We start from the raw sequence: 23,507 nt of genomic DNA on the forward strand, positions 1-23,507 counted from the left end.
AAGTCCTTTGATGTTCGAATGGATTATCACGTTATTGCACGATTCATATAATAAAAACAGAACTTCGATCAGGGCATGGAATATGACGCTTCGCCTGTTTTTTCACAGTGACGACCTCAAGGCGAATGTCGAAGTCCTCGACTGCACACCCCACGAGAACGAATTCGCCGTAGTGCTGCGCGCCACCCTGTTTCACCCCCAGGGCGGCGGTCAGCCTTGCGATACCGGCTGGATCGGTGAAAGCCGGGTGTCGCGCGTGGTGCAGGAACCGGAGCGCATTGTGCATTTCGTCGACCGCCCGCTGCCGCTGGGCATGACCGTCATCCGTATCGATGAAGAGCGCCGCCGCTTCAATACGCGCATGCACTCGGCCGGGCACCTGATCGGTCATTTCATTCAGGCCATGGGCTGGATGCCGATCAAGGCGCACCACTGGCCGGACGAAGGCCGGGTGCAATTCAAGCCGGGCGATAGCGCTGAAGAAATCGATGCGCCAACCGTGCAAACCGGTATCGAGCAGTGGATCGAACATGATCTGCCGCGCCTGACCTCGCTGCGCGAAGGCGCGCGGGAAATCAGTTTCGGTGAGCTGCCAGCCTATGGCTGCGGTGGCACCCACGTACGTAGCCTGAAGGATCTAGGCACAGTCACGATCGCGTCCCTTTCGCAGAAGAAGGGCACGCTTTCCGTCCACTACAGCGTGGATTGAGCATTTCGGACATTGCCATCGCGCAGCGTCCGACGCCGGGGAACCGCACTCGCCGGTTCCGTTGACTATCGATAGATGGACCTAAAAAAAATGATGCTAGACGTCGAGCGTCTCGATGAGACGTGCATAAAAAAACTGGCCAACGAAGAAGTCCTCGCCATCCGCGTCAAACGCTTTCTGCCCGAGCCGCTGGCGATCGAAATTGGCGACAAGATCCTCGCCCCGGGCTTTGAGGGCTACATCAACGCACCGAGCATCGGCCGCATCGGCATGGCCTTCTACGAGGCGGAAAACCAGCCGCTGCTGATCGAGGATTACTTCGAACGCGCCACCCGCAACATCGACGAACTGCGCCAGCGCTGCGCGCCCTACTCTTCGCCGATCGACACGTTGCGCTGCATGCTCGACGAATCCTGGCCCGCCGGCGCGCATCTGGAAAATCTCTACGGGCGCAAGATGTATGTCGGCTTGTCGCGGGTGGTCAAACCCGGCGTGTGCTTTCTTGCTCATCACGACATCTTCGCCAAAGACGCCCCGGACAGTTTTCAGGCGCGCAGTCTCGAGGCGCAATTTGCCTGCAACGTCTACCTGAACATGCCCGCCGAGGGTGGCGCCTTGCAGATGTGGAATGACCACATCACCCCCGATCAATTCGACGAAATGCGCGGCGACAGTTATGGCATCGAGCCGTCGCTGCTGGGGCCGCCCGCCCTCGAAGTACGACCGCAGCCCGGCGATTTCATCATGTTCAATTCGCGGCGCATGCACTCGGTCACTCCGGGCGTCACGGATCCGCGTTTGAGCCTGTCGTTCTTTGTCGGCTATCGCGGCAATGCCTCCCCTCTGACTTTCTGGAGCTGACATGTTTTCCAATTACCTGGGCGAGTTTCTCGCATTGGCCACCATCCACTTTCTCGCCGTGGTTGCGCCCGGTCCGGACTTCGCCGTGACCATCCGCCAAAGCGTGCGCTTCGGTCGCCTCGTCGGCATCTGCACCGCGCTGGGCATCGGCGCGGGGATTTCCGTGCATGTGCTGTATACCCTGCTCGGCGTCGGCGCCCTGATGCACACCACGCCGTGGCTGCTGACTGTGGCCAAAGTGGTCGGTGGGGCTTACATCCTCCATCTGGGCGTCAGCCTGATCCGCAGCAAACCGAAGAGCAGCGTCGAAGGTGAAAAAACCGCCGATGAGCCGCTGGTTGAACAGTCACTGTTCAAGGCATTCAGCACCGGTTTTCTGACCAACGCGACCAACCCCAAAGCCACGCTGTTCTTCCTGGCGATCTTCACCACGATCATCAGCGCCAGCACACCGCTGCAGATCCAGGCGTTCTACGGATTGTGGATGTGCTTCGTCAACGCGCTGTGGTTTGTGATCGTCGCGCTGTTTTTCTCCAGCAACAAAGTGCGCCTGCTGTTCATGCGCCTTGGACACTGGTTCGAGCGCAGCATGGGCGTCATCCTCATTCTATTTGCCGGCCGCCTGATGCTGTCGATGTAACCCACACAAAAAAGTCCCGGCCATCACCCGCCGGGACTTTTTCATTTGTGCGTCTCTTTTGCATTTCTGTGCGACAGATCAAGTTTGCGACTCCCTTTCCCAGCGCTCGCAGTGTTAGGTTTACAAAATGTTTCTGTCACAAGCGTCAGAAATACTTTCCCAATCCTTTGCAAAGGAATGCCTGTTCCATGGTCTTTTCCCTGAAAAAACTGGCCGCCGCCACTCTGGTCATGGCCAGCCTCGCCACGTTTACCAGCGCCGCACAAGCCAACATCACTGCCGAGCAAAGCGCAGCGATCCTGAAATCCTTCGACGGCAAGAGCTTGACGGACTTCCGCAGCTTCCTTGGCAGCCTGGCGAAAAGCGACCTGGCCAAAACGGATAATCTCACCCCGTCCATCAGCGCCTTCCTCGACAACAAGACCCTGAACGCCGAACAGCAGAATGAAATTCACCGTCTGCTGGGCATTTATACCCGCGTGAAATATGGCAAGGCCGCGCTGGAAACTCTTCGCCAACTCGTCGAGATCCCGACCTTCCGCAAGGACGGCGTGGAGCAACACGACAACCCGGAATTCATCAAGATTGCCGGCGAGATCCAGAAACTCGCCGAATCCTTCGGTTTGAAATTCCGCAACATCGATAACCGTGTCTACGAAATCTCTCTGGATGGCAAAGGCGACGAAGTCGTTGGCATTCATGCCCACGCCGATGTGGTGCCGGTGACGCCGGAAAACTGGGTGCTGAAAGATGGCACCAAACTCGACCCGTTCAAAGTCACGCTGATTGGCGATCGCATGTACGGTCGTGGCACAGAGGATGACAAGAACGCGATCGTCGTGGCGCTGTACGCCATGAAAGTGATCAAGGACGAGAAACTGCCACTGGCGCGTAACTTCAAGCTGCTGGTCGACACCACCGAAGAAACCAGCGGCGACGCCATTCCCTATTACTTCGAGCGCAACCCGACGCCGAACTACAACATGGCGCTAGACGGCGGTTATCCGGTAGTGATCGCCGAAAAAGGTTACGGCACCGTCATGGCCAACTTTGCCAAACGCAAAGGCGAAGGCAACGGCGCGGAAATCATTTCGATGACCGGCGGCAAGGCGACCAACCAGATTCCGTCCGCGTCGGTGGCCACGCTGGTAACCGACAAGCCTGCCGAGCTCGCCGCCAGTCTGCAAAAAGCCGGCGATGCCTATGCCAAAGCCAACGGCGGCGACTTCGAAGTCGCGGCAAAGGTTGATGGCAAAGACGTCAAACTGACCGTGACGGGGGTTTCTGCGCACTCCTCCGAGCCTGAGTCCGGCGTCAACCCGGTCGCACGGATGCTGAGCTTCATCAACAGCCTGGACGGCAAAGTCGCGCTCAAGCAAAACCAGTTCACCGATGCCGCACGTTATGCCGATGACAACTGGGGCCTGGATTATCTGGGCAAAAAACTTGGCGTGGGCTTCTCCGACTCGTTCATGGGGCCGCTGACCACCTCGCTGACCTACGTCGGTGAGGATGACAAAACCTTCAAACTGGCGGTGAATCTGCGCGTACCGAAGGGCAAGTCCCCGGAAAAGCTCAAGGCTGAGATCGCTGAGAAACTGGACGCCTGGAGCAAGAAGACTCACGTTGCCGTGGCGTTCGACTACTCAGTGGCCGAACCGATGTATCGCAACCCCGAGGGTGAGTGGGTCAAGGCGCTGCTCGCGGTGGCCAGCGAAAACCTCGGCATGAAGTCGGAATTCGGTACTTCCGCTGGCGCGACTTCGGTTCACGAATTGCCGAACGGTGTGCAATTCGGCCTGGCGCGACCGGAAGCCAAATACACCGGCCACACCGATGGCGAATTCAAGACCGTCGACCAGTTCCTGCTGGATCTGCAGATCGTCACGGAAATGATGGGGCGTGTCGGGCAGTTGCCGAAGCTGTAAGCACGGCCTGAGCCCGATCATTGATGACCGGGCTCAAAATAAAAAAGGACCTGTGAAAAGGTCCTTTTTTATTGCCGCCACAAAACGCGTACAAACAAAAACGCCGATCATCACTGATCGGCGTTTTTGTGAAATTGGAGCGGGAAACGAGACTCGAACTCGCGACCCCGACCTTGGCAAGGTCGTGCTCTACCAACTGAGCTATTCCCGCAAATGGCGTCCCCTAGGGGACTCGAACCCCTGTTACCGCCGTGAAAGGGCGGTGTCCTAGGCCACTAGACGAAGGGGACACGCTACCCGGAACACATGGTGTGTGTTTCGGTGTCCAGATCCGCATCCAAAGATTTGGTTCTGGTTTCACTCAGCACCGCCCGAAAGCACTGCTGTTTAAAATTGGAGCGGGAAACGAGACTCGAACTCGCGACCCCGACCTTGGCAAGGTCGTGCTCTACCAACTGAGCTATTCCCGCAAATGGCGTCCCCTAGGGGACTCGAACCCCTGTTACCGCCGTGAAAGGGCGGTGTCCTAGGCCACTAGACGAAGGGGACACACTACAACATTCACTCCCTGCCGCGTTTCGCTGTGTGCTTTACGCTGCAAGTGGCGCGCATTCTATGGATGGATTGAGGGGTCGTCAACCCCCTGATATAAATTTATTTAAATCAATGACTTCGACCCGGATTACGGGCCGCGTAAGGCTTTTCCGTCGTCCGAAACCTGACGCCTATATTCCGCCACTCGCCAAGACGTTATAGTCCACCGAACAGTGATGGCAATCTGCACATCAAGCGCCAGCATTCATCTATACCGCTGGCGGCCGATACAGATTGCAGCAGCCGATCAAACCCGTCGAGCGGCGCTAGGCGCCTAAATGCCCAGCCACTAAACTCGCATGCGAACCCTATAAAGAGGTCTTACCGGTGACACCACTCATGATCACCCTGCTAGTCGTAGCCGGGATCGCAATTCTGATCGCCATTGGCTACATGAACCATGTGGTGGAAAACAACAAACTGGAGAAGGCCCGCACCAAAGTCGAACTCAACGACCGCCTGCGCCGCTGCGGCGAACTGACCGAAACCTTCCCCGGCCAGTTCATGACCCCGGCGCTCAAGCTGCTGCTGACCCGCCTGGAACTCAACGTCTGCCAGCGCCTGCTCAATCTGGAAAAGACCAGCGCAACCACCAAGGCCCGCATTACCGAACTGAGCGCCCTCGTTGCCCAAGGCGAATCGATCCCGGTGAACAACCCGCCCGCGCCGATCCTCACCGAAGCCAAAGCCAAAGACGTGCGCTTCCTCCTCGAAGCCCTGCACGGCCAGATCACCCGCGCCGCCCACGACGGCTTCCTGCCACCGAACGAAGCCAAACAATGGATCCGCGAAGTGCGCCACATCCTCGTGCTGCTGCACATCGAATTCTTCAACAACCTCGGCCAACAGTCCCTGCAACAAAACCAACCCGGCCAGGCCCGCCTCGCCTTCGAACGCGGCGTGCAATATCTGCGCAAACAGCAGGACCCGCAGATGTACGCGGAGCAACTGCAATACCTGGAAAAACTCCTCGCCCGAGCGAACGCCCAGGTCATGGACAAGATTGCCCCGGTGGAAGGTGAAGAAAACCAACTGACCGCCGGTTTGAAGGATGTCGAAGCCGATGCGGACTGGAAGAAAAAAGTGATTTACGACTGAGGCGGGAATGCTGGAAGAGAAGCCACCGTTATTGGTGGCTTTTTTGTGGGCGACTTGAAAGAGAATGTGAATTGAAGGCCGCTTTCGCGAGCAGGCTCGCTCCCACATTGGGAAGCAGTGTTCTCAGGTAAAAATCGGTCGGGTGTCAGGCCGCCGTCGCTGGCAAGCCAGCTCCCACAGAACAGCAAAAGCAAGACTGGGCCATCCCCACGCGGCGAAGCCGAGAGCCTGGCCGGCCCGAGGGCCGCCAAGGCTCAAAGCCGAAAATGCCCAACCATCGAGCGCAACTCGCCGCCCAACTGCGCCAGCTCAACACTCGAAGCCGCATTCCCGCGCATCGCCACGGAAGAGTGATCCGCACTCGCACGAATCTGCGTAACACTGCGGTTGATCTCCTCCGCCACCGAGCTCTGCTCCTCCGCCGCCGCCGCGATCTGCTGATTCATCTGCTGAATCAACGACACCGCCGCGGCAATACTCCCCAGCGCACTCTCGGTCTGCAACGCATCACTGACCGCCAGCTTCACCAGTTCGCCACTGCTGCGAATCTGCTGCACCGACGACTGCGCCGCCGCGCGCAGGGCACTGACCAAGCGTTCGATCTCCTCGGTCGATTGCTGCGTACGCCGTGCCAGCGCACGAACCTCATCGGCCACCACCGCAAACCCCCTGCCCTGCTCCCCGGCCCGCGCGGCTTCGATTGCCGCGTTCAGCGCCAACAGATTGGTCTGCTCGGCCACGCTCTTGATCACCTCCAGCACCGTGCCGATATTCTGAATTTCGGCGCTGAGGCTCTCGATGCTGGAACTGGCCGAGGTCGCTGAATCCGCCAACTGCTCGATCCGCGCCATGCTTTGACGCACCACCTGCTGGCCGCTCTCGACCTTGTCATCCGCCGTCTGCGCCGCGAGAGCTGCCTCTTCAGCATTGCGCGCGACGTCATGCACGGTGGCGGTCATCTGGTTCATGGCGGTGGCGACCTGCTCGGTTTCCTCCTTCTGGCTGTTGACCTCCAGATTGGTCTGCTCGGTCACTGCCGACAGCGATTGCGCGGAACCGGCCAAGCGCTCGATGCCGGTCTGCAAGCCGCTGACAATCGTGCCGAGACCGGCAGCCATCTGCTGCATGGCCAACATCAATTGCCCCATTTCATCGCGGCGCGTCACCTCGACCTTCGCCGTCAGATCACCCGCAGCAATCTGCTGCGCCACGCGAATCACACTGCGCAGCGGCGCCACGATCAGGCGCGTGATCACCCACGCGGCGAGCAATCCGACCAACAAGGCCAGCGCCGAAGAGCCAATGATCAACACCGTGTTCTTTTTCAGCTCCGCCTGCATCGAAGCGTCTTCGGCGACGTAGGCCTGATTGACCCGGTCCACCACCTGCGCCGCGCGCTGATGCAGTTGGTCATAAACCGTTTTTTCTTGCGCCAGCAAACCGGTGTATTCAGCCAGTTTCTCGTTGAATCCGGCGATATGCCCCGACACTTCGTTGAGCACCGTCAGATATCCCTCGTCCTTGACCGTGGTTTTCAGCGCCTCGGCCTGCTCCTGCGCTTGCGCGGCCTGCTCGATGTTGCCTTGGCCGGCATTGTCGGCATCGCCCTTGCGGCTTTGATCCAGCCGCACCCGCGCCTCGTTCATCGCCTGCAGCATCAGTCGCGAGACCTGACTGACCTGATTCGCCTGTTCGATGAACTGGGCGCCGTCCTTGCCCTCGGTGTCTTTCAACGTATAGGCGCCATCATCGGCCAGCCCGCTCTGCAACACGTCGAGGTTATTGGCCACGCTGGACACCGACCAACTGGCCATCTCCAGCGCGAGGTCCTTGGCCTGGCTCAGCGAGACGAATTCATCGAAGGCCTTGCGATACGCGCCCAGCGCTTGCTCGACATCGCTCATCACCGGCACATTGGCCGGGGAATGTGCCTTGAGCTCGCCGGCTAGAACAACCAGCCCATCGACGCCTTCGCGCAAGGCATCGGCGGTTTTCGGATTGCCGCGCAGGGCGTATTCCTGCTCGAGCAGGCGCACCTTGAGCAGGCCGCTGTTGAGCGCGGACATCTGCTTCAAGCCGTCGAAACGCAGACTGATGGTTTGCAGCGACCAGACGCCGATCGCCGCCACCAACGCAGTCAGCAACAAGACGACCACAAATCCGATACCCAGTTTTTTCGCCATACCGAGGTTGGCAAAACGTCCTTGCACGGCCGAAATCATTGCGCGTAGTCCCCTGCCAAAGTCTGTTGCCGAAGATTCGCAACGGGCTCGAACCAGCACAAGACTCTGGCGTCGGAATAATGGCAAAAAGCTACGCCCGCGTCGTTTTCAGAATGCTGGAGGTCGATCCGCGCAGGTATTGCGAAAAAACTGCCGCGCCCGTGGGTCGCAGGCACAGGCCACATTGATGCGCTGCCAGTCACCGCACTCACCGCTGGGACTGAAAGCGTCCGCTGCTGACAACTCCAGCCCGCAGTGCTGGGCCTGCCTGCGCACCGACGCCTGGTCGCGCAAGCGTGCCCGCGCCCAGATGAACAGCCCGCCAACCGGCTTGCCGAACACTTCCCACTCGGCGTCTTCCAGTGCCTGCAAGGCCGCCGCGCGATCGGCATTCAAGCGCTGACGCTGGCGCTGCACCAGTTTGCGATAGGCGCCGGTCGCCATCAGTCTGGCCAATACCGCCTCGGCCAGCCTCGAACAGCCCAGGCCGCTGATCATCTTGACCTCCGCCAGGCGCTTCAGCAGTTCGCTGTCCGCCAGGACAAAACCGACCCGCAACGAGCTGCTCAGTGTCTTGGAGAAGCTGCCGACATAAATGACCCGGCCGCCATGGTCCAGCGCCGCCAACCGCGTACCGTTGCCGGTGTGCAGATCAGCGTAGACGTCATCTTCGATCACGCGCAGGTCGTAGGTCTTGCTCAACTGCACGATACGCTGGGCCACCGCAGGCGTCAGGCAACTGCCGGTGGGATTGTGGTGATGACTGCCGATGAACAGGGCGCCGGGACGAAACTGACGCAGCACCGACTCGAGCATGTCGATGTCCGGCCCGCTCGGCGTACGACGAACTTCGAGCATCTGTACGCCGTGCAGACGCAACAGGTCAAACAACGGTGCATAACCGGGCGTTTCCACCACCACGCAATCGCCAGCCTTGAACAGGGTGCGCACGATCAGATCCAGCGCATGACTGGCACCGCTGGTGCTCATCAGCCGGGTATTGCAGGCGTCGATATTCAGCAGTTTCAGACGCTTGGCAATTTGCTCGCGCAACGCTGGCAGGCCCAGTGGCGAGCTGTAGTTGAACAGGCTGGCCATGTCGGTGCGTGCCACCTCGCGCAGCGCGTAGCTGAGGTCGTCGGGCTCACGCCAACTCGGCGGCAAGCCTCCTTGCCCCAAAATCAAGCGACTCGTTGCGGCGTCCACCTCATCACGCCATGCGGGGCGGCCCTCGCACGCTGCCCATTCCGAGTCCGCTTCGCGCAATGCCGGCGAGGCCGCGACGATGAATCCCGCGCCCTGGCGCGTGGTCAATACGCCTTGCGAGACCAGGCGCTCGCAGGCTTCGACAACGCACGACTGGCTGAGCAGATTCCCCCGGGCGATTTGCCGTACGGAGGGTAACCGGGTGGCCGGCGGGATGCCGCTTTGCACAATCCAGTCAGTCATTCCGTCGACGATCTGCTGCACGACCGGCACCATTGCCTGTCGGTCAATTCTCAGTTCCATGAGCTCGCAAACTCCTGTCAGTTTTGCTGGCAGCAGTAAATCACAGCCGCACCGCCGAGGCTGTGCGACAACACCGCCAAATGCGGCAGTTCTAACGGTTTGATACACATTGTTTAACGGTATTCACAGGGACCGACCACGAGGTACAAAAAAACCCGCACGCAGGCGGGTTCTTTGTATTTCGGCAACTTTCAGAACGCTGTCACGCCGCCGTCCACCGCCAATGAGTGCCCAGTGGTGAACGCTGCGCCATCGCTGCACAGATACAGCACCGCGCTGGCGATTTCCTCGACCTTGCCGATGCGTCCGACCGGATGCATGGCATTGGCGAATTCGCCTTTCTTCGGGTCAGCTTCGTAGGCGCGGCGGAACATGTCTGTGTCGATTACCGCCGGGCACACTGCGTTGACGCGGATTTTCTTCTTCGCGTATTCGATCGCCGCCGATTTGGTCAGGCCGATCACCGCATGTTTCGACGCCGCGTAGATGCTCATCTTCGGCGCCGCACCCAGCCCGGCTACCGACGCCGTGTTGACGATCGCGCCACCGCCCTGCGCCAACAGCAACGGCAATTGATACTTCATGCACAGCCAGACGCCTTTGACGTTGACGCCCATGATCGCGTCGAACTCGTCCAGCGTACCGTCGGCCAGTTTGCCCTTCTCGATTTCGATCCCGGCGTTGTTGAAGGCATAGTCGAGACGACCGTAGGTATTGATCACCTCATCCATCAGATTTTTTACATCGCTTTCCACCGTCACGTCGCAGCGCACGAAGGACGCTTCGCCACCGGCGGTACGAATCAGCGCCACCGTGCCTTCGCCTCCAGCCGCGTCGAGGTCAGCCACCACCACTTTCAGGCCTTCGGCGGCAAACGCCAGGGCTGTCGCGCGACCGATGCCGTAGGCGGCTCCCGTGATTACAACCACCTGACCGGAAAACGTCATGCTCATGGAGATGTCCTCGAATGCAAAAAAACTGGGAGATGTTGGCGTCGCAGCATAGCCAAGGGCAGCGAAAGCACGTCAGCACTATGCAATCGCTGTTTACCGGCGCATGCGCCGCAGTGATGAAACCCGCCCCGTAACCATCACTGCACTGGATGGACTCGCATTCGCCGTATCAGCCAACCTTGCGACATCGCCGTTGAAGAGCTATCAACAAGGCTTCATTCCATTCGAGTGCCTGTCATGACCAACCAGACCAATCGCCAGTTCCTGCTCGCCAAACGCCCGGTGGGCGCCGCGACCCGCGAGACTTTCACTTACCAGGAAGTACCGGTCGGCGAGCCACAGGCGGGACAGATTCTGGTGAAAAACGAATACCTATCCCTCGACCCGGCCATGCGCGGCTGGATGAACGAAGGCAAGTCCTACATCCCGCCGGTCGGTCTCGGTGAGGTCATGCGCGCACTGGGCGTGGGAAAAGTCATCGCTTCGAACAATCCTGGCTTCGCCGTCGGCGATTACGTCAATGGCGCCCTCGGTGTGCAGGATTATTTCCTCGGCGAGCCGCGCGGTTTCTACAAGGTCGACCCGAAACTCGCGCCATTGCCACGCTATCTGTCTGCACTGGGCATGACCGGCATGACCGCCTACTTCGCCTTGCTCGACGTAGGCGCACCGAAAGCCGGTGACACCGTGGTGCTGTCCGGCGCCGCAGGTGCGGTGGGCAGCGTGGCCGGGCAGATCGCCAAAATCAAAGGCTGCCGCGTCGTTGGCATTGCCGGCGGGGCCGACAAGTGCAAATTCCTCATCGACGAATTGGGCTTCGACGGCGCCATTGATTACAAGGCCGAAGACGTCGTGGCCGGTCTGAAGCGCGAATGCCCGAAGGGCGTGGACGTGTATTTCGATAACGTCGGCGGCGACATTCTCGACGCGGTGCTGAGCCGCTTGAACATGAAGGCGCGAGTGGTGATCTGCGGCGCCATCAGCCAGTACAACAATAAAGAAGCGGTCAAAGGCCCGGCCAATTACCTGTCACTGCTGGTCAATCGCGCGCGCATGGAAGGTTTTGTGGTGATGGACTACGCCGCGCAGTTCGCCAGCGCCGCGCAGGAGATGGCCGGCTGGATGGCCAACGGGCAGCTCAAGAGCAAGGAAGATGTGGTTGAAGGACTCGAGACGTTCCCGGAAACGCTGATGAAACTGTTCAACGGCGAGAACTTTGGCAAGTTGGTGTTGAAAGTCTAAAACCACTCAGAAACCAATGTGGGAGCGAGCCTGCTCGCGAAGCGTGGATCAGTCGGTAATGATGCCGACTGACACTCCCTCTTCGCGAGCAGGCTCGCTCCCACAGTTGGATCTTCAATAAGCTTTAGGCAATTTCGGCTACGACTGCGGCCAACGCCTGCGCCGGATCTGTCGCCTGGCTGATCGGACGGCCGATCACCAGATAATCGGAACCGGCATCCAGCGCCTGACGCGGGGTCAGAATGCGCCGTTGATCGTCTTGCGCACTGCCCGCCGGGCGAATTCCCGGGGTCACCAGTTGCAGCGACGGGTGCGCGGTTTTCAGCGCCGACGCTTCCAGCGCCGAACAGACCAGACCGTCCATCCCGGCCTTCTCGGCCAGTGCCGCCAGACGCAGCACTTGTTCCTGCGGCTCGATATCCAGACCGATACCGGCCAGATCCTCGCGCTCCATGCTGGTCAGCACGGTCACACCAATCAACAATGGTTGCGGACCACTGCGCTTGTCCAGCTCCTCGCGGCAGGCTGCCATCATGCGCAGACCGCCGGAGCAGTGCACGTTGACCATCCACACACCCATCTCGGCAGCGGCTTTCACAGCCATCGCAGTGGTGTTGGGGATGTCGTGGAATTTGAGATCCAGAAACACTTCAAAACCCTTGTCACGCAGGGTGCCGACGATTTCCGCCGCGCAACTGGTGAACAGTTCCTTGCCCACTTTGACCCGGCACAGTTTCGGGTCCAACTGATCGGCCAGCTTCAGTGCGGCGTCACGGGTGGGGAAATCCAGGGCGACGATGATAGGAGTCTGGCAGGCGGACATGGATGGGCTCTCAGGCTGGTCGAAAACGGCGCGCATTGTAGCGGAACCGGCGGCGGCGCGGCACCCGATGATCGGTAAATCGTCGCGCTGGCGGTTATCAGCTTAGCCCGCACGGCTATTGTGTCGACTTCGATACACAGCCGACACGCCGGCAACACCCACCCGGGTTAGCCTCGCCCTGCGCAATACGCCCTTACAACAGCACTTCCCGCCTCTCGGCCGGACGCCTATGCTGAAACCACCCCTGGTAGTGAACAGCCCCATGCACAACACCCCGACAACCATGACGGATGAAAGCAAAGACGACAAGCGCTGGAGCATCCGCGCGCTGATCGTCGATGATGACGTGCCGATCCGCGAGCTGATGATCGATTACCTCGCCCGTTTCAACATTCACGCCAGCGGCGTCACCGACGGCGCGGCGATGCGCCAGGCGCTGCAGGGCGAACATTTCGACGTCATCGTCCTCGACCTGATGCTGCCCGGCGAAGACGGCCTGTCGCTGTGTCGCTGGCTGCGCGCCGAATCGGACATCCCGATACTCATGCTCACCGCCCGCTGCGAACCCACCGACCGCATCATCGGCCTGGAACTGGGCGCCGACGATTACATGGCCAAGCCGTTCGAACCACGCGAACTGGTCGCCCGCATCCAGACCATCCTGCGCCGCGTGCGCGACGACCGCACTGACCAGCGCGCCAACATTCGCTTCGACAACTGGCGCCTCAACAGCGTCCTGCGCCAAGTGGTCGCCGACAACGGCCTGGTAGTGCCCTTGTCCAATGCCGAATTCCGCCTGCTCTGGGTCTTCATCGAACGCCCGCGCCGCGTGCTCAGCCGCGAACAACTGCTTGACGCCGCTCGCGGTCGCTCGATCGAAGCCTTCGACCGCAGCATCGACCTGCTGGTCTCGCGCTTGCGGCAAAAACTCGGCGACGACCCGAAAGCCCCGCAGTTGATCAAGACCGTGCGCGGCGAGGGTTACCTGTTCGACGCGCGGGACATCGGCTGATGAAGGCGCGCTTCGACACCCTGTTCGGTCGCCTGTTCGGGGTGCTGTTCGCGGCAATTGTCCTGGCGCACCTGCTGGCCTTCGCCTGGTTCAGGCTCTACGGCCCTCCTCCGCCCCCACCACCGCCCGAGTTCTCAGCGAACATCGACGGCCAACCGCCCATGCACGACGCCGCTTATCCACCGAGACAAGCGCGCCCCTGGTTCGGTGGCCCGGTGGTGCCGCTGACCTTTCAATTCATCACGCTGATGATCGCCGCCTGGTACGGCGCCAAACTGCTCACCCGGCCGATCCAGCGCCTGAGCGACGCCGCCGAGCGCCTGAGCGAAGACCTCGACAGCGACCCCCTCGACGAATCCGGCCCGCGCGAAGCCCGGCAAGCGGCCCACACCTTCAACCTCATGCAACGGCGCATCCGCGAACAGGTCCAGCAACGCGCGCGCATGCTCGGCGCCGTCTCCCACGACCTGCGCACACCACTGTCACGCCTGAAACTGCGTCTGGAAAACATCAGCGACGACAAACTGCAAAGCCAGATGCGCCAGGACCTGGACGACATGATCGGCATGCTCGACGCCACCCTCACCTATCTGCACGAACAACGCACCAGCGAAGCCTTGCAGTTGCTGGACGTGCAGGCGCTGGTCGAATCGCTGTGCGAGAACGCCCAGGACCAGGGCGCCGATGTACAGGCCAGCGGCCACTGCGCGCCTTTGCCAGTGCAACCGATGGCGCTGCGTTCGTGCATCAACAACCTGCTGGACAACGCCCTGCGCTACGCCGGACAGGCACGGATTGAACTGCTGGAACAGCGCGAAGAACTGCTGATTCGGGTGATTGATCACGGACCGGGTATTGCTGAAGAACAGCGGGAAGCGGTTTTTGAGCCGTTCTATCGACTGGAGGGATCGCGTAATCGCAACTCCGGCGGCGTAGGGCTGGGCATGACCATCGCCCGCGAAGCCGCGCAGCGGTTGGGTGGGCAATTGACGCTGGAAGACACACCGGGCGGCGGGTTGACCGCAATTGTTCGGTTGCCGCGGTGCTCGCTCCCACATTGGAGTGGTGTTCATCCGGGATAATGGGTTGGCTGTGAGGGCGCTATCGCTGGCAAGCCAGCTCCCACAGGGGATCGAGTGATCTCAGAGGGCGATGGGTTGGCAGTGAGGACGTCATCGCGAGCAGGCTCACTCCTACACTTGGACTGGGTACAACCTCAAGAAACAGGTCGGCTGTCAGGCCGCCTTCGCGAGCAGGCTCGCTCCCACAAAATCAAAAGCAAAAGCAAAAGCAAAAGCAAAAGCAAAAGCAAAGCAGCGCAGCTGCCCGCGGCGAAGCCGCCCCACTCAACAATGAGCGCAAGCTCGAGTACTGCTTTTGATCTTGATCCACCGGCGACGTCGGAAGGCTGAGCGGAGGGATTGATCCGGGCGTGGGAGCGCAGCGACCGTACGACGCAGTCGTACACAGCGAGTGTAGGTGCAGCGAAGCAAACCGGAGCCGCTGCGCCCAGATCGATCCCGCAGCGAAGGAACCCGAGCCTGCGAGGGCCGAACGCAGGAGCAAGCCTTTTGGGTTACCTTTTTGGCGTTTGAAAAAGGTGACCCGCCGTAAGGGCGGAACCGCCAGCCGCCGCAGCGAAACATTCGGATATTCACACCAAACAAACCCAAGCATGGTCGGCCCAAAGGCCGCCAAGCCCCCCCCTAGACCCGAGCCTGACTCTTACTCCAATCCGTCAAAAGACTATAAGCCACAGCCAACAACGTAGGCCCAATAAACAACCCGATAAAGCCAAACGCAATCAACCCGCCAAACACCCCGAGCAACACAATCACCAACGGCAGATTACCGCCACGGCTGATCAGATACGGCTTGAGCACGTTGTCCACGCCACTGATGATGAACGTCCCCCAGATCCCGAGAAACACCGCCATCCCGTACTCGCCCTTCCACGCCAACCACGCCGTGGCCGGCACCCACACCAGCGGTGGCCCCATCGGAATCAGACTCAGCAGAAACGTGACGATCCCCAGCACCAGCGCCCCGGGAACCCCGGCAATGAAAAAGCCGATCAACGCCAGCACTGCCTGCGCCGCCGCTGTACCAATCACACCGTTGACCACCCGCTGCACCGTACCGGCGACAAGTTCGATGTAATAGCCAGCACGATCACCAATCAAGCGCTGCAGCAGACTGTGCACAAACGCCGCCAGTCGCGGCCCGTCACGGTAGAAAAAGAACACGAACACCAGACTCAGCGTCAGCTCGAGAATCCCCCCGCCGATCTGCGCGCTGCGTGCCAGCAACCAGTTGCCGACCTGCCCCAGATACGGCTTGATCGAGACCATCAACGCCGCGCCCTGTTGATCGATGCTGTCCCACATCGACACCAGCCGCTCACCAATCAAAGGCACGCTGCCAAGCCAGGTCGGTGCTTCCGGCAAACCGTCGACCTGCACATCCTTGATGAATGCCGTGGCATCGCGCACATGATCGGCGAGGTTGAAACCCAGCCACACCAGTGGCGCCGCCACCAGCAACATCCAGCCCAGTGTCAGGATCAACGCGGCCAGCGATTCGCGGCCATTGAGCCAGCGCGTGAGCAAACGCATCAGCGGCCAACTGGCAAACGCCAGCACCGCGCCCCAGAACAGCGCCGACCAGAACGGCGCCATCACCCAAAGGCTGGCACCAAACAACACCAGCAGCAGAATCTGCACCAGCAGGCGATCGTTATTGAGCATGGGAAGTCCCGGCAAAGTCAGTCAGCGAAAGAGTAGGCGAACACTGTGTGCGTGCTCGCCCGGCACAGCTTATCGCAACAAGTCGATGCGCAGGCCCGAGCCTTCGAGATTGCCGGCTTCCAGACGTGCCGCCCGTACGCCCTGATTGATCAGCGCCTGGCGCCAGGCTTCGGCCTTGGGCCCGGAAACCGTGACCCGCAAGGTCGTGTCGAGATTCAGACCACGGGAAATCAGGCGCAACCAGGTGGCATCCGGTTCATCGACCAGTTTCGGAAAATCCAGCTCGCCGGTGCTTTTCAACTGACGCAGCAGGGTCGCCGAGGTCGGCAGCAATTCGCCCAACGGCGCCGCAGCCTCGAATTGCTCGACATGCAGATAGGCTTTGCGATTGCCGCGAGTGATGCTGTAAAGCGCCACCAGCGTGTTGTCCTTTGGCGCCGCCAGCCTCAACAACAGATAAGCCTGTTGCTCGTCAGAGCCATACAGCTTGGCGTTGCCGAACACCTCGTTGGCCCACAGGCTGCTTTCGCCGCAATCGCGGGCCTGGCACCAGAACAGCAATTCGGCATCCTGCTGTTGCAGGGCTTCGCGGGCGGCAGTAAAGGCTTCGGTGGCGGAATGTTCCGGCGGCAACTCGTAGGTCACCGAGGTAGTCTGGCCGCGGGCGGTGACCTGACCGTCGAACCGCAACTGGCCGCTGATCTTGCGGATCGAGCCCAGCGGGTAGATGCGCTCCAGCTCGGCCGCCGGGCGATAGTCGACGATCTGAGCATCGGCCAGACGCGGCACGATTTGCAGATCCTGGCTGCCCGGCACATCGGCAGCGAAGGACAAGGAGCTGAAGCAGCACAGCGCGAAGAGACTGAGTGACCGCATAGTCAGCCTCACCGGACGGTCATGGCTGGGCGGGTCGGGGTCGCAGCGGTATAGAAATCCATCGAGTTTGTCTCCCATTTCAACCCGCCCAGCCTCGACAGTTGCCCGCTGCAAGTCAAGGCATGGCGAAGAAGCGATTGAAACAGTCTGCTACAAGACCTGCGCCAGCCTCGTCATTCAGGTGCAAATGATGCCCGCCCGGCAACTGTTCGTGGCTGAAGGGTAGACGCTCCAGCAACTCAGGATGCCTGGCCAACATGCCATCCGCCGCGACCACCAGATGCGCCGGGCAACTGACGCGCGAGGCAAACGCCATCGCCTGTTCTTCCGTCAGGCGCAGCGGCGATGGCAGGGTCAGGCGATTGTCGGTGCGCCAGGTGTAACCGCCGGGCACCGGCATCAAACCGCGCTGGGCCAACAGTTCAGCGGCTTCGCGACTGACCGCCACCAGGCCTTTCATCCGCGCCTCGATGGCACGCTCGAGGGTGGTATAGACCGGTTTGCGCTTGTCCCGCAGAGCGAGTTGCGCCTGTAACGCCATGCCCATGCGCTCGGCAGCGTTTTCGCCCTTGTCTGTCGGAGGAATCACGCCGTCGATCAGCGCGAGATGGCTGATGCGCTCGGGCAGCGAACCGGCCAGCACCATCGAGACAATCGCGCCCATCGAATGCCCGAGCAGGCCGAAACGCTTCCAGCCCAGCTGCTCGGCGACTTGCAGTACATCATGGGCGTAGTCCCACAGCGCATAACCGGCGCCGCTTGGTCGATGAGCGGAATGACCGTGGCCGGCCATGTCCAGCGCGACGATGCGCAAGCCATCAAGCTTGGGCGCCAGCCGGGCGAAGCTATTGGCGTTGTCGAGCCAGCCGTGCAACGCGATCACCGGCAAGCCGTCCTCGGGGCCGAACAGATGAGCGGCCAACTCGATATGCGGCAGGTTCAGGCGCACTTCTTCGCAGGTCGGGCTCATGCGCAATCCTTGTTCTGCCGCTGTTCCCAACGCATGAACAGGCTCTTGAGCAATCGCGCCGTGTCCTGCGGGCGCTCCAGCGGAAACATGTGCCCGCCGGGCATGCTCAGCGCCTCGCCCTGGGGCAGGCGCGAGACGAAACGTGTGTGATGGCGCATGACCACCCGGCTCTTGTGCCCGCGCACGATGGCCAGCGGCACCTGCAACTGCCGGGTGCGCCCGGGACTGGTGTGCGGCACGCCGCGATAAATGCTGATTTCGGTGGCCGGGTCAAAACGCAGACGCAGCTTGTCGTCGACCTGATGCAAACCGTGTTGCAGGTAGGCATCGAAGCATTCCGGATCGAAGCCGCGAAACAGGGTTTTGCCGGAAAAGTAACTGCGTGCACTGTCGAGATCGGCGAATTCTTCACGCCGCCCGAGGGTGCGCCCGGCGGGTGTCAGCCGGTCGATGAAACCAAAGCGCTTGGCCGCGCGAATCACCCACTGATCAGTGCGGGTCAGTACTGGCGAGTCGAGCATGACCACGCCGCGATACAGCTCGGGACAACGCAACGCCGCGTGCAAATGCAGCAGACCGCCAAAAGAATGGCCGACGCCCCACACCGGCTGCTCCTGCTGCTCGAGGTGATGGATCAGTTCATCGACCAGGTTGTACCAGTTGTCGTCCGCCGGAAAACGCGGGTCATGGGCGTGCTGCTCCAGATGCGCGACCCGATACTCCGGCGCCAGCGCCGCAAACAACTTGCCATAGGTCCCCGAAGGGAAGCCGTTGGCGTGGGCGAAAAAGATCGGTTGCGACATGCGGGGAAATCCATGGGCGGGAAACGTGGCGTTGATTGTCCGCAAGAGCCGGCGCCGCAGCAATGACCATAACTGCCAGAAATGGTGGTGGAGACGCTTCGCAAGCAAAAGACCACAACACCGAAGGCTGCGATCTTTTGATCTACAACCTGTCAACGCAGCGGCGGCTGTTCCCCCAGCGGCACCACTGCCATGGTCAGGCGCGATACGCAACTGGCCTTGCCTTCGTCGCTGGTCAAACGGATGTCCCAGACATGCGTGGTGCGGCCGATATGAATTGGCGTCGCCACCGCCGTCACCCTTCCGCTACGCAACCCGCGCAAATGGTTGGCGTTGATCTCCAGGCCGACGCAATAGAATTTACTGGCATCGATGCACAGATAACTGGCCATCGAACCCACGGTTTCCGCCAGCACCACCGATGCACCGCCATGCAGCAGACCGTAAGGCTGGTGGGTGCGATGGTCGATGACCATGCTCGCGGTCAGCGACTGTTCGTCGAAGGCTTCGAAGCGAATATCCAGCACTTCGCCAATGGTGTTCTTCTGGATTGCGTTCAACTGTTCGATGTCGGGAGTAGTACGCCACAAGCTCATCGCAGACTTCCTTTGTTGTTGTAATCGATGCTCAATCCTGCCACAGCACCGCCTCGCTGCGCGCGCTCCATTCTTCGAAGCGTGCGCCGTAGCGGTCCTCGATGACGTTGCGTTTGATTTTCAGGGTCGGCGTGAGGAAGCCGTTGTCCACCGCCCAACTGTCCTTGACCACTACCAGTCGGTGCAGGCGTTCGTGCTTGTCGAGGGCGGCGTTGACCTCCTCCAGCAATTTTTCCAGGCTGGCGTGCAGGCTGGCACGAGGCTCTTGCTGATTGACCGCCGACAGCACGCACAACCCCAGCGGTGCACTCAGGCCATCGCCCACCACGCATACTTGCTCGATGCGTGAATGCACGGCCAGACGGTTTTCGATCGGCGCCGGCGCGACGTATTTGCCCTTGCTGGTCTTGAAGATTTCCTTGAGTCGCCCGGTCAGGCGCAGGCGCCCTTCGCTGTCCTGCTCGCCCTTGTCGCCGGTACGCAGAAAGCCGTCTGCGGTCAGCGTCTCGGCGGTTTTCTGCGGTTCCTTGAAATAGCCGAGCATGTTGGCCTGGCTGCGCACCTGCACCTCGCCGGACTCATCGATGCGCACCTCGACTTCCGGGCACGGCTGGCCGATCCAGCCCTGTTTGTATCGCCCCGGCAGACAGATATGCGAATAGCCGCAGCCCTCGGTCATGCCGTACACCTCCAGCACATCGAGGCCGAGTTTCTGATACCAGGCGAGCAAGGTCTGCGGTACCGGCGCGGCACCGGACAACGCCACGCGCAAGGCATCCAGGCCGAGCCCGGCCAGCACTTTGTGGCCGACCCGCTTGCCAATGAAGGGCAGCCCGAGAAGGAAATCCAGACGCTGCGCCGGGATCTTGCTGTACACACCCATCTGGAATTTGGTCCAGATACGCGGCACGCCAAACATTGCCGTCGGCCGCGCGCGCTGCAGATCGGTGATGAAAGTCTCGAGGCTTTCGGCGAAGAACACTGTCTGTCCGGTATAGATCGAGGCCAATTCGACAAACATGCGCTCGGCAACGTGGCACAGCGGCAGATATGACAGCAGCCGATCGTTCTCGTTGAGCCCGAACAGCTGCGTGCCGCGACTGGTGGCGAAGCCAAGATTGGCGAAACTGTGCATCACGCCTTTGGGCAGGCCGGTGGTGCCGGAGGTGTAAATGATCGTCGCCAATTGCTCGGCGGCGGGACGTGGATCGTCCTGGATTGGCGAACAGCTCTGCAGGTCCGCCCAGCTGTAATCGAACTCGCCTGGCGGATGCAGCGGCAGGCTGATGGTCGGCAGGCCCGCCGGCACGCCTTGCGACATGCCCGCCCAGTCATCCAGTTTGCCGATGAACGCCAGCGCACTTTCCGAGTGAGTCAGCACCTGCGCCACGGACTCGGCGGTGAGATTGGGGTACAGCGGCACGGACACATGCCCGGCCATCCAGATCGCCAGGTCGGCGATGATCCAGTGCGCGCAGTTCTTCGAGATCAGGGCGATATGGCTGCCGGGCGGCAACTCCCGCGCCCGTAACCAGTGCGCCGCGCAGCGGGCCTGATGGCCGACATCGGCCCACGTCAGCGTCTCGACCTGACCGCCGCCGATGGGCTGCACAAGAAAGCGCTGGCGCGGGTGCCGGGCTTCCCGTTCGTAGAACACGTCCAGCGGCAAACGGAAGGCGGCAGACATGCGACTCGCTCCTGTTTTTTTGGTCTGGAGCAAGCGTAGTCAACCAAGCAAGTGCTTGGTTGGAATTTTCAAACAAATAATTTCATGGGTTGGCAGAAATCAATGTGGGAGCGAGCCTGCTCGCGAATGCAGTATGTCAGCCCCAAAAAGGGTGAATGACACGCCGCCTTCGCGAGCAGGCTCGCTCCCACAGGGATATGGCGTTAAGGGTGCTTGAGGCTGTTGAGCTTCATCGAGCCAATCAGCAGCTCGCTGTGCTCAAGCTCCGCCAGCCCCGCCGTACTCACCCGCTCCGGCGGATGTCCGGCGCCGTGCTGCAGATAGCTGAGCAGGTTGCCCACCAACGGGTTGTGGCTGACCAGCAAAACATTACTGACGGACACCAATTGCTCGGCGACCTTGTCCGGATCGCTATCCGGCGTCAGCCACTCGACCGTGCGAATCTCCGGCTCGAAACCCAATGCGTCGCGCACGATCTGCGCGGTTTGCTGCGCGCGCAGATAAGGGCTGGCGTAAATCGCCGTCAGCGGCTGGCCCATGAGATGCGCGGCGCTGCTCAGGACTTCTTTACGACCATGCTCGGTCAACTCGCGCTCGGAATCGATCTTCGAGTGAGGCACCGCCTCACCATGACGCAATACCCACAGTTTCATAGTTTGGGCTCCTCATCGCGCACCGGATGCGCGGCCGGGGCGACGGTGTGCGGCGCTTCACCTTCCGGGGTGCGCGGCGCCGGCCAGTCGGCGAACGGCCAGGGCTTCTGGTCACTGTGAAACGTGCCGAAGCGGCCGATCTGCGCGAGGAACTGGCTGAGGCTGTCGCCGAAATTCATCAGGCTGGCGCTCGGTGCGCCGTAGATCAGGCGGTAGATCAGTTGCACCAATACCACCGCGCCGAGGATGAATTGCGCGACTTGCCAGACCAGCAGATAAACGATCATCCACAACACCCGCAGGAGGATGGATTCGTACTGGGTTTCGCTTTTCGGATCGCTCATGGCTTGCTTCCTGTCCGTGTAACAGCTGAATCAGTTGAAACCGCTGGTGGAAATAAAGTCGACGTCGGTTTTCGGCTCGGCACGCATCAGTAGACCGATCACCTGCTCCAGCGTGCGTCCTTCGAACAGGATCGCGTGCAGCCCGGCGACCAGCGGCATGTACACGCCGACTTCCTGGGACTTGGCCTTGAGCACCTTGAGGGTGTTGACCCCTTCGGCGACCTCGCCGAGACGCGACACCGCTTCGTCAAGGCTCAAGCCCTGACCGAGGGCGAAGCCGACCTGGTAGTTGCGGCTCTTGGGCGATGAACAGGTGACGATCAGATCGCCAACCCCGGCCAGACCAAGGAAGGTCATCGGGTTGGCGCCCTGATTCACGGCGAAGCGGGTCATCTCCGCCAAGGCGCGAGTGATCAGCATGCTCTTGGTGTTCTCGCCCATCTCCAGCGCCACCGCCATGCCGGCGATGATCGCGTAAACGTTTTTCAACGCACCGCCCAGCTCGACACCGAAACGGTCGGCGCTGGCGTAAACGCGGAAGGTGCGCCCGTGCAGGGCGGCTTGCACCGCTTTGCACAGTTCTTCGTCTTCGCTGGCGACCACCGTGGCGGTCAGCGCGTGCTCGGCGATTTCCCGCGCCAGGTTCGGCCCGGACAACACGCCGATCCGCGCCTGCGGGGCGATCTCTTCGAGAATCTGGCTCATCAGCTTGAAGGTCTGCGCTTCGATGCCTTTGGTCAGGCTGACCAGCATCTTGCCGCTCAGGCGCTCGGCGTGGGCGGCGAGTACCGTGCGCAAGGCGCTGGATGGCAGCGCGACAAAGCACAGATCGCAGGCATCGAGAGTGGCCTGCAGGTCGGTGACAGCGGTCACCCCCGGGAGAATCTTGATGCCTTTGAGGTAACGCGGGTTTTCGCGGTTGACCCGGATGGCCTCGGCCTGCTCGGGGTCACGCATCCACTGAAGGACTTGATGGCCGTTCTCGGCCAGCAGATTGGCCACGGCGGTACCAAAACTTCCGCCTCCCAGGACCGCAATCGGGCGCTGTTCAGTCATATGCAATCCGTTAATCCATACCAGTGGCGATGCCGGGCATTATACGGGGCGACCCGGTGGCGGCCAGCCCCAGCAACAATTACCGACATTTGTAGGAAGAAGACCAATAAAACCTAGGAAAATGCCTGCAACGTCACTGGAAAAGTCGCAGCCCTCGGTTAACATGCGCGCCAATTCTTCTCTC

General features: G+C 60.9%; 21 protein-coding genes, 4 tRNA genes and 1 pseudogene. 8 read left to right on the top strand and 18 right to left on the bottom strand.

The window, feature by feature from the left end:
• The first annotated feature begins 82 nt into the window (after nt 1-82).
• The 4 genes from J2Y39_RS11800 (at nt 83) to J2Y39_RS11815 (ending at nt 4,138) form a co-directional block, all read left to right on the top strand.
• Nucleotides 83-709: a hypothetical protein gene (locus tag J2Y39_RS11800; protein WP_056788187.1), complete on the top strand. Its 627-nt coding sequence runs from the start codon at nt 83-85 to the stop codon at nt 707-709.
• A 90-nt stretch (nt 710-799) separates the two neighbouring features.
• Nucleotides 800-1,570, top strand: coding sequence for a 2OG-Fe(II) oxygenase (locus J2Y39_RS11805; RefSeq protein ID WP_150637613.1), 771 nt, complete (start codon nt 800-802; stop codon nt 1,568-1,570).
• A 1-nt stretch (nt 1,571) separates the two neighbouring features.
• Complete coding sequence (locus tag J2Y39_RS11810) at nt 1,572-2,210, top strand: LysE family translocator (RefSeq protein WP_236168390.1); 639 nt, start codon at nt 1,572-1,574, stop codon at nt 2,208-2,210.
• A gap of 188 nt (nt 2,211-2,398) precedes the next feature.
• Nucleotides 2,399-4,138 (top strand): dipeptidase, encoded by a 1,740-nt coding sequence (locus tag J2Y39_RS11815; RefSeq protein WP_236168389.1) that lies wholly within the window; start codon nt 2,399-2,401, stop codon nt 4,136-4,138.
• A gap of 135 nt (nt 4,139-4,273) precedes the next feature.
• Here the strand turns inward: J2Y39_RS11815 and J2Y39_RS11820 are convergent.
• The 4 genes from J2Y39_RS11820 to J2Y39_RS11835 all read right to left on the bottom strand — a co-directional run bounded on the left by J2Y39_RS11820 (nt 4,274) and on the right by J2Y39_RS11835 (nt 4,687).
• A tRNA-Gly gene (locus tag J2Y39_RS11820) sits at nt 4,274-4,349 on the bottom strand.
• A gap of 3 nt (nt 4,350-4,352) precedes the next feature.
• Nucleotides 4,353-4,428, bottom strand: a tRNA-Glu gene (locus tag J2Y39_RS11825).
• Between the two features lie 104 nt (nt 4,429-4,532).
• A tRNA-Gly gene (locus J2Y39_RS11830) sits at nt 4,533-4,608 on the bottom strand.
• Nucleotides 4,609-4,611: 3 nt separating this feature from the next.
• Nucleotides 4,612-4,687 (bottom strand) — tRNA-Glu (locus tag J2Y39_RS11835).
• Between the two features lie 384 nt (nt 4,688-5,071).
• On the opposite strand from J2Y39_RS11835, the gene J2Y39_RS11840 reads away from it, so the two are divergent.
• Nucleotides 5,072-5,830, top strand: coding sequence for a hypothetical protein (locus tag J2Y39_RS11840; RefSeq protein WP_039764159.1), 759 nt, complete (start codon nt 5,072-5,074; stop codon nt 5,828-5,830).
• 254 nt (nt 5,831-6,084) lie between these two features.
• Here the strand turns inward: J2Y39_RS11840 and J2Y39_RS26500 are convergent, their stop codons facing one another.
• The 4 genes and pseudogenes from J2Y39_RS26500 to J2Y39_RS11855 form a co-directional block, all read right to left on the bottom strand.
• Entirely contained in the window at nt 6,085-6,966 is an 882-nt protein-coding gene (locus J2Y39_RS26500) for a methyl-accepting chemotaxis protein (protein WP_409037431.1), read from the bottom strand.
• Nucleotides 6,946-8,052: pseudogene (locus J2Y39_RS26505) on the bottom strand (HAMP domain-containing protein); the annotation flags it as partial. The gene J2Y39_RS26500 and the pseudogene J2Y39_RS26505, both read right to left, overlap by 21 nt.
• Nucleotides 8,053-8,160: 108 nt before the next feature.
• Entirely contained in the window at nt 8,161-9,561 is a 1,401-nt protein-coding gene (locus tag J2Y39_RS11850) for a PLP-dependent aminotransferase family protein (RefSeq protein WP_076563828.1), read from the bottom strand.
• Between the two features lie 191 nt (nt 9,562-9,752).
• Entirely contained in the window at nt 9,753-10,514 is a 762-nt protein-coding gene (locus J2Y39_RS11855; RefSeq protein ID WP_016773663.1) for an SDR family oxidoreductase, read from the bottom strand.
• A 237-nt stretch (nt 10,515-10,751) separates the two neighbouring features.
• On the opposite strand from J2Y39_RS11855, the gene J2Y39_RS11860 reads away from it, so the two are divergent.
• Nucleotides 10,752-11,756, top strand: coding sequence for an NADP-dependent oxidoreductase (locus J2Y39_RS11860; protein ID WP_016773662.1), 1,005 nt, complete (start codon nt 10,752-10,754; stop codon nt 11,754-11,756).
• A 124-nt stretch (nt 11,757-11,880) separates the two neighbouring features.
• Here J2Y39_RS11860 and pyrF read toward each other — a convergent pair whose 3' ends face one another.
• Nucleotides 11,881-12,579, bottom strand: coding sequence for an orotidine-5'-phosphate decarboxylase (pyrF, locus tag J2Y39_RS11865; RefSeq protein ID WP_122746841.1), 699 nt, complete (start codon nt 12,577-12,579; stop codon nt 11,881-11,883).
• Between the two features lie 262 nt (nt 12,580-12,841).
• Between pyrF and J2Y39_RS11870 the strand changes: the two genes are divergently transcribed.
• Nucleotides 12,842-13,591: a response regulator gene (locus J2Y39_RS11870; RefSeq protein WP_252887980.1), complete on the top strand. Its 750-nt coding sequence runs from the start codon at nt 12,842-12,844 to the stop codon at nt 13,589-13,591.
• Nucleotides 13,591-14,673 carry an ATP-binding protein gene (locus J2Y39_RS11875; protein WP_310217754.1) on the top strand — a complete coding sequence of 361 codons (1,083 nt, stop codon included), beginning with the start codon at nt 13,591-13,593 and terminating at the stop codon, nt 14,671-14,673. The genes J2Y39_RS11870 and J2Y39_RS11875 overlap by 1 nt, the downstream gene beginning before the upstream one ends.
• A gap of 624 nt (nt 14,674-15,297) precedes the next feature.
• Here J2Y39_RS11875 and J2Y39_RS11880 read toward each other — a convergent pair.
• The 9 genes from J2Y39_RS11880 to J2Y39_RS11920 all read right to left on the bottom strand — a co-directional run bounded on the left by J2Y39_RS11880 (nt 15,298) and on the right by J2Y39_RS11920 (nt 23,323).
• The gene (locus tag J2Y39_RS11880) at nt 15,298-16,338 is read right to left on the bottom strand and encodes an AI-2E family transporter (protein ID WP_056788161.1); all 1,041 of its coding nucleotides are present in this window, start codon (nt 16,336-16,338) and stop codon (nt 15,298-15,300) included.
• Between the two features lie 69 nt (nt 16,339-16,407).
• Nucleotides 16,408-17,214 (bottom strand): DUF4892 domain-containing protein, encoded by an 807-nt coding sequence (locus J2Y39_RS11885; RefSeq protein WP_056788158.1) that lies wholly within the window; start codon nt 17,212-17,214, stop codon nt 16,408-16,410.
• A gap of 115 nt (nt 17,215-17,329) precedes the next feature.
• Nucleotides 17,330-18,184: an alpha/beta hydrolase gene (locus J2Y39_RS11890; protein ID WP_056788155.1), complete on the bottom strand. Its 855-nt coding sequence runs from the start codon at nt 18,182-18,184 to the stop codon at nt 17,330-17,332.
• Nucleotides 18,181-18,987 carry an alpha/beta fold hydrolase gene (locus J2Y39_RS11895; protein ID WP_056788154.1) on the bottom strand — a complete coding sequence of 269 codons (807 nt, stop codon included), beginning with the start codon at nt 18,985-18,987 and terminating at the stop codon, nt 18,181-18,183. The genes J2Y39_RS11890 and J2Y39_RS11895 overlap by 4 nt, the downstream gene beginning before the upstream one ends.
• Nucleotides 18,988-19,139: 152 nt before the next feature.
• Complete coding sequence (locus tag J2Y39_RS11900; RefSeq protein WP_016773655.1) at nt 19,140-19,583, bottom strand: hotdog fold thioesterase; 444 nt, start codon at nt 19,581-19,583, stop codon at nt 19,140-19,142.
• Nucleotides 19,584-19,614: 31 nt separating this feature from the next.
• The gene (locus tag J2Y39_RS11905; protein ID WP_252882508.1) at nt 19,615-21,270 is read right to left on the bottom strand and encodes an AMP-binding protein; all 1,656 of its coding nucleotides are present in this window, start codon (nt 21,268-21,270) and stop codon (nt 19,615-19,617) included.
• 203 nt (nt 21,271-21,473) lie between these two features.
• On the bottom strand, nt 21,474-21,923 hold the full coding sequence (sixA, locus tag J2Y39_RS11910; protein WP_150637596.1) for a phosphohistidine phosphatase SixA: 450 nt from the start codon (nt 21,921-21,923) through the stop codon (nt 21,474-21,476).
• The gene (locus tag J2Y39_RS11915) at nt 21,920-22,267 is read right to left on the bottom strand and encodes a DUF4389 domain-containing protein (RefSeq protein ID WP_041479590.1); all 348 of its coding nucleotides are present in this window, start codon (nt 22,265-22,267) and stop codon (nt 21,920-21,922) included. The genes sixA and J2Y39_RS11915 overlap by 4 nt, the downstream gene beginning before the upstream one ends.
• Before the next feature lie 30 nt (nt 22,268-22,297).
• A complete protein-coding gene (locus J2Y39_RS11920) occupies nt 22,298-23,323 on the bottom strand; it encodes an NAD(P)H-dependent glycerol-3-phosphate dehydrogenase (RefSeq protein WP_024013958.1) in 1,026 nt (341 codons plus the stop codon).
• Nucleotides 23,324-23,507: the final 184 nt, after the last annotated feature.

It is taken from the genome of Pseudomonas sp. 2957 (genome assembly GCF_031456345.1).
Taxonomy (GTDB): Bacteria; Pseudomonadota; Gammaproteobacteria; order Pseudomonadales; family Pseudomonadaceae; genus Aquipseudomonas; species Aquipseudomonas siliginis.